General features: G+C 54.7%; 4 protein-coding genes. 1 reads left to right on the plus strand and 3 read right to left on the minus strand.

The window, feature by feature from the left end:
• A complete protein-coding gene (locus tag AC222A_RS13025; RefSeq protein WP_372797269.1) occupies positions 1-1,296 on the minus strand; it encodes an NAD(P)/FAD-dependent oxidoreductase in 1,296 nt (431 codons plus the stop codon).
• A gap of 160 nt (positions 1,297-1,456) precedes the next feature.
• Between AC222A_RS13025 and AC222A_RS13030 the strand changes: the two genes are divergently transcribed.
• Positions 1,457-2,635: a hydroxymethylglutaryl-CoA reductase gene (locus AC222A_RS13030; RefSeq protein WP_372749663.1), complete on the plus strand. Its 1,179-nt coding sequence runs from the start codon at positions 1,457-1,459 to the stop codon at positions 2,633-2,635.
• A 60-nt stretch (positions 2,636-2,695) separates the two neighbouring features.
• Here AC222A_RS13030 and AC222A_RS13035 read toward each other — a convergent pair whose 3' ends face one another.
• Together AC222A_RS13035 and AC222A_RS13040 are read right to left on the minus strand one after the other, a co-directional pair.
• On the minus strand, positions 2,696-3,760 hold the full coding sequence (locus tag AC222A_RS13035) for a Glu/Leu/Phe/Val family dehydrogenase (protein WP_486775086.1): 1,065 nt from the start codon (positions 3,758-3,760) through the stop codon (positions 2,696-2,698).
• Between the two features lie 76 nt (positions 3,761-3,836).
• A partial coding sequence (locus AC222A_RS13040) for an indolepyruvate ferredoxin oxidoreductase family protein (protein ID WP_486775087.1) occupies positions 3,837-7,265 on the minus strand: 3,429 nt, incomplete at its 5' end.

Raw genomic sequence — 7,265 nt, forward strand, 5'->3', positions numbered from 1 at the left:
TCAATGCAGTTTGAGACGTGGTCTCAGCAGCCGATTAAACCGCCCCGCCAGCAACAACATCAACGTTCGCATCCAGCCATATAGCGCCGCCTGATGAAACCGGTATAACCCGATATACATAAACCGCGCCAACCAGCCTTCCACAAAAATCGATCCGCCGCGCAGGTTACCCATCAGGTTCCCCAGTGCAGAATATTTGGAGAGAGACACCAGCGAGCCGTGATCGCGATAGCGGAAAGGTTTTACCGCTTCACCGCGCAGCAGGCGCTCGATATTGGCAGCCGTGTGCAATGCCATCTGCTGGGCGGATTGGGCGCGTGGCGGAACATTCTTGCCGTCATCCATGGCGCAGGCACAGCAATCTCCTATCGCGAAGATAGATGGCTCTTCCGTCAGCAAGGCGTCATTCACCACTAACTGATTGATGCGGTTCGTTTCCAACCCTAGAGTGCCGAGAATTTCCGGCGCCTTGATACCCGCAGCCCATACCAACAGATGGGATTCTATGCGTTCACCGTCCTTGGTCAAAAAGGCATCTGCCTCTGCACGCTGCACCAAGGTATTGGTATGCACCTGCACGCCAAGTTTTTTCAATTCTTCTTCAGCAGAAAGTGCCAGCTTTTCCTGCAGCGCCGGTAACAGGCGCGGCGCCGCTTCGATCAGATGCACATGCAGTTTGCTGCGATCGAGTTGTTCGTGACCGTAGAGTTTGAGTACCGCAATGGCATGGTGAATTTCGGCAGCCAGTTCCACGCCTGTGGCACCGCCACCAACAATAGCGACAGTGACGGGTGTATCGCTGAAATTAGCGCGTTCGCAGTGATTGAGGAAACGTTCGTGAAACAGATCCGCCTGCGGGCGACTGTCGAGGAACAAACAGTGATCGCGCACACCTTCGGTATTGAAATCATTGCCCAGACTGCCAATGGCCAGCACCAGGTAATCGTAGTTCAGCCGGCGCTCCGGCAAAACCTCTTCACCCTGGTCGTCGGTCACCGGTGCCAGCACCACTTGTTTAGCGTCGCGGTCCACGGCACTCAGCCAGCCGCGGGCAAAACGATAATAATTCTGGCGGGCATGGGCGAGGTAGTTCACTGCATCCAGATCCGCATCAATAGCGCCGGTCGCCACTTCGTGAAAGCGCGGCTTCCAGATATGACTGCCACTGCCGTCTACCAGCGTAACCGTAGCCTTGCCGCGTTTGCCCAAGCGCCGGCCCAGCCGCGTAACCAGCGGCAGTCCCCCTGCACCTCCACCGATTACCACGATCCTTGGTTTCTGTCCGGATTGCTCCATGCCCCTGCCCTCAATCGGTAACGCGAGCGCAGTCTACGCCCGCATCGCACACCGCTCAAGGCGCCAAAGCCGGTAGTGGCTATAACCGGAATGAATTTCACAACTTGCAAGCGCGCCGATGAAGCCGTACAAGTGTGCTACGAACACAAGGAACACTGCCATGACTGACGACCGCAAAATTCCCCGCCTCAAAGACAAGGATTACAGCGAAGAAGCCGCCCGCCAGCGGCGCGAATTCCTCCAGCGCAAAACCGGCGCCAATCTCTCACACACCAGCCACTACTCTCTGCCCCCGGAATCCCTGAGCGGCAATACCGAAAACTTTATCGGCGTGGTGCAGATGCCGGTGGGAGTCGCCGGGCCATTTCTGATCAATGGTGAACACGCCAAAGGCGAGTTCTATATTCCTCTGGCCACCACCGAGGGCACACTGGTCGCCTCTTATTCACGCGGCATGCGTGTGGTCAGTGAATCCGGCGGCGTGTCGGTGAGTGTGGTAGACGAGTTTATGCAACGTGCACCGCTGTTTGAATTTGCCACCGCGCGCGAAGCCATCGCCTTCTCCCGTTGGCTCGACGAGCGCTATGACGATATCAAGCAACAGGCGGAAAGCAGTAGTTCGGTGGCCAAATTACAACACATACAGAAATGGGTTATCGCCAATAAACTCTTCACCCGCTTTAACTACACCACCGGTGATGCTGCTGGTCAGAATATGACAGGCAAAGCGACACACATCGCCTGCCAGTGGATTCTGAAAAACTACGATGGCGCCTTCACCAATTTCTCGCTGTCGGGCGGCATTGAAACCGACAAAAAGCATTCCCACATGAACCTGCTTCATCCGCGTGGAAAACGTGTCGTTGCAGAAGCGGTAATCAAGAAAGATATTCTTCTTAATACAATGCGTGCCGACCCCGCAAAAATGGTCAAATTGCGACAGCGCACCATCCTGGGCAGTCTATTGGCGGGTTCGGCCTACAACGGCCCTCACTCTGCCAATGGCATTGCTTCGCTGTTTATAGCAACCGGCCAAGACGAGGCCAATGTAGTGGAATCCCACACAGGCATCGCGTTTATGGAACTGACAGACAATGGCGACCTGTATTATTCAGTTACTCTGCCGTCGGTAATCTGCGCCTCCTACGGCGGCGGTACCGGATTATCAACACAACGCGAATGCCTGGAGATGCTAGGTTGCTACGGCAAGGGGAAAGCGAAAAAACTCGCGGAAATTGTCGGCGCAACCGTGTTAGCTGGCGACCTTTCGCTGGCGGCAGCCATTGTCTCGGACGAGTGGGTCTCAAGCCATGATCAGTACGGGCGCAACCGGCCCTGACCGGCTGCGCGATTTAACCAACTACGCCAATTCACAGGAGCCTACCCCCAAGCGAATCACTCACGCACTGGCTTTAAAATGGTGCTTGTCAGCTGATTGGAAGATGGCTTCGGCCATCTGTTCCGCCACCGCATGGGTAGACAGTGCCTCTGTTTCTGAGCGCTGAAATATCTGCGTCAAAACGTCGCCAATACGCTCAACGTGCTTCTCACTCTGCTCACCGCTTTTGCCCTGCTGCTGATAAAACACATCGATTATACCGCCAGCGTTAATCACAAAATCCGGCGCGTACAGTACGCCGCGCTGGCGTAAACTATCGCCCTGCTCTGGCGCGGCCAGCTGGTTATTAGCCGCGCCGGCAACGATATCCACGTTCAATTCACCGACTGTTTTGTCGTTCAACACCGCTCCCATCGCGCAGGGCACAAATACATCGGCGCGCGTGGTGAGTATCTGCTCCGGAGAGACAAGGCGGGCACCTAAGGCTTGCGCTCGCTTGAGGTTTTCCGCATCAATATCCGCCACCACCACGTCGGCGCCGTTGCGAATCAGACGCTCAATCAAATGCCGACCCACGGCGCCTGCGCCCTGCACGGCAAACCGCAGACCTTTTAAAGCATCGGTACCTCGTTGATAGCGAAGTGCCGCTCGAATACCACAGTAAACACCATAGGCTGTGTAGGGCGATGGATCACCACCAAAACGCTGCTTAGTTGTGATACCAGATACATGTTGTGTACGCTCGCGCATAATATGCATATCGGCAACACTGGTTCCTGAGTCCTCAGCGGTGACGTAACGACCGCCAAGGCTGTCGATAAACTCGCCCATGGCCAGCAATAATTCTCGCGATTTCTCGGTGTGGGAATCGCCAATAATGACCGACTTGCCGCCACCAAGGGGCAAGCCTGCAAGTGCCGACTTATAGGTCATGCCGCGCGACAGCCGTAGAACATCATCCAGAGCCGCGCTATCACTGGCATAGGGAAACATGCGGCAGCCGCCAACGGCGGGCCCAAGGTTGGTATTGTGCACCGCGACAATCGCCCGGAGACCGCTGGCCTTATCGCTGTGAAACGCGACCAACTCATGCTGGTCATAAAAAGCGGAATCAAACACTGACATGACAAACTCCCAATACTACCGATAGGGAACCAGGCAAAGCACCCAATGCGACTATCGACTACAGTTAGCGACCTGTTCAGGCCGCCGATTCAACTTCAATAACCTGAACCACGTCGTCACCACGCAGGCGCTTTCGCAACTGAGCCCGACGTATGTTTGCTTGCTCAAGCGCGGCGTCCTTCACATGTCCAAAACCACGTATGGACTCCACGGTTTCCACCAGCTCGACGGCAAGCGGAAGATTTTCAGGCGTAAGATGTGGTAGCAGCTCAGCCAGCTCATTCTCAAACGTTTTTAGTGTGGCGCGCTCTTGGCGACGCTCCGCGCTGTAACCAAAGATATCCCAGCGGGTACCCCGCAGCGTTTTGAGCCTGGCTAGAATTCGAAACATCGGCATCATCCAGGAGCCAAAGGTACGCTTGCGCGGATGCCCGGTGTCTGGGTCTATTTTGGATAGCAACGGTGGCGCCATATGAAACTGTAGTTTGAAATCACCTTCGAAGGTGTCGTTCAGCTCCTTCATAAAGTTGCCATCGCTAAACAAGCGCGCAACTTCGTATTCGTCTTTGTAAGACATCAGCTTGTGTAGTGATTTCGCCACCGCCTTGCTCAATGCATAGTCGGTGTCTGCATTCAATGCAGCTTCGGCATCTTTAACCTGTGCAACCTGCTGGCGGTAGCGTTCCGCATAGTTTTCGTCTTGATACTTACGCAAGTGCTGCGCGCGATAGTCAACAATTTCATCCAGTGTTTCCAGCGGAGCCCAGTGTTTTTCACCCACTCCAGCAATCTTTTTCACCGCATGAATATCAACAACACTGCGCCGACCCCAGAGAAAAGCCTGCTTGTTGAATTCCACAGCCACGCCATTCAAAGCAATGGCCTCTTCAATCGCTTCACCACTCACCGGTATGTAGCCCTTCTGATAGGCGTAACCGAGCATGAAGAAGTTCGTTGCCACAGCATCACCCAGCAGGTGCGTGGCTATATCTGTGCCCTCGATAAAATCGACTTTGTCCTCGCCAATTTCTTCCCGCAGGATTTGCTTCATAGAGGCCATGGGGAATTGTGCATCGGGGTTGTAGACAAACTCGGCGGTCGGCGCTTCGGTCTCATTGATCACAGCATAAGAGCGCTCAACATTCACCTTGGCGATGGCTTCATCGTTGGTGCTCACCACCAGGTCGCAGCCAATCAGCAAGTCGGCATCACCGGCAGGTATACGCACGGCATTGATATCCTCTTGCCTTTTTGCCACACGTAAGTGGCTCACCACAGGACCGAATTTTTGCGCCAATCCGGTCTGATTCATTGTGGCGCAACCCTTGCCTTCAATGTGGGCAGCCATTGCCAACACCGCCGTAACCGTAAGAACGCCGGTACCGCCGACACCAGTCACAACAATATTCCAAGGCTGGTGGAGTTCGGGATGTGTCGGCTCGGGCAAATCCACAAAACCGTCGGCTTTTTCAGCGGCCTTGCTTTTCTTGAGCTGACCCCCAATCACCGACACAAAACTCGGGCAAAAACCTGCGACACAGGAATAGTCCTTGTTACACGCGCTCTGATCGATCTGACGCTTGCGGCCGAGCTCGGTCTCCTTGGGAATTACAGATAGACAGTTGGATTTCTTGCCGCAGTCACCACAGCCTTCACACACGGCCGGGTTGATAAAAACTCTGCGGTTTGGGTCTTCCAGTTGTCCCTTCTTACGACGACGGCGCTTTTCAGCCGCACAGGTCTGCTCATAAATCAAAATGCTGGTGCCCGGCACTTCACGCAGTTCTTTCTGGATACGCATCAGATCATCGCGGTGATCCAGACTCAGTCCATCGTCAAGAGCAAAGCGGAATTTCTCGGGGTAATCAGACACCACTGCAATGCGTTTAACGCCCTCCCCCCGCAATTGCAGAATGATCTGCTCGACACTAAGCGAGCCATCCACCGGCTGACCACCCGTCATGGCAACGGCATCGTTATAGAGGATTTTGTAAGTAATGTTCACACCGGAAGCGATTGCCTGCCGGATAGCCAGCAGACCCGAATGGAAATAGGTACCGTCACCGAGATTCTGGAAAACGTGCTTGTTGTCGGTAAATGCAGCCTGCCCCACCCAGGTCACGCCTTCGCCGCCCATCTGGGTGAAGGTTTTGGCGGGGCGGCTTTCCATAAAGGTGCTCATGTAGTGGCAGCCGATACCTCCGAGAGCCTGACTACCTTCCGGCACCTGTGTAGACGTATTATGTGGGCACCCGGAGCAATAATGGGGGACACGTGCAATTTTGTTGCGCTTGCTGGCCAGCGACTGCTCTTTCTGATTATAAAACCCAAGGCGCTTTTCCATCTCCTCACTTTGATAAAAGCGACGAATGCGCGAAGCAATCGCGCGCGCCACCATAGCGGGCGTCAACTCGCTCAAGTTAGGCAGCAGATCACGCCCTTCTTCGTCAAACTCCCCAATAACCCGCGGACGACGATCCAGCGGCCAGTTGTAAAGCTGGCCGGTAAGCTGATCTTCGATGATGGAACGTTTTTCCTCCACCACCAGAATTTCCTCGAGACCATCGGCGAATCGGTGGGTCGCTACTGGCTCCAGCGGCCAGGGCATTCCCACTTTAAACACCCGCAAACCGATATCAGCGGCTTTACGCTGATCGATACCTAGGTCTTCCAGCGCTTGGAGCACATCGAGATAGGCTTTACCGCTGGTGATGATACCCAGCCGTGGTTTCGGGCTATCGATCGCCACGTAGTTGAGGTTGTTGGCTAGTGCAAATTCGCGAGCCGCGTAGATCTTGAACTTGTTGAGCCGACGCTCCTGATCCAACGGATTATCAGGGTGACGAATGTGCACCCCGTCCGGTGGCATCTGGAAACTGTCAGGGATCACAATGTTGATTCGATGCGGGTCGATTTCGGCAGAAATAGCCGAATCCATATTCTCAGTAATGGCTTTCAGCGCTACCCAGCAGCCGCTGTATCGCGACAACTCCCAGCCGTAAACGCCCAGATCCAGAACTTCCTGCACATTGGCGGGCGCTAACACTGGGATGGAGGCGCCCATAAACATATGTTCGGACTGATGGGGCAAAGTTGAAGATTTTGCTGCATGGTCATCGCCAGCAACCGCCAGCACACCACCAAATTTCGCTGTACCCGCAGCGTTGGCGTGCTTGATCACATCCATGCTGCGATCGACGCCTGGCCCCTTGCCATACCACATACCGAACACACCATCGTAACGGGCACCGGGAAACAGGCCTGTCTGCTGACTACCCCAAACGGCGGTAGCCGCGAGGTCTTCATTTACACCTGGCTGAAACTTGATGTTGTGCTTGTCGAGATATTTGCCTGCTTTCCACAAGGCCTGATCCACACCGCCCAATGGAGATCCCCGGTAGCCAGATATAAAACCAGCTGTATTCAAGCCAGCCTCAAGGTCTCGCTGGTGCTGCAAAATAGGCAGTCTTACAAGCGCCTCAATGCCAGTGAGGTAGGCGCGGGT

Source organism: Litorivivens sp., from assembly GCF_057445395.1.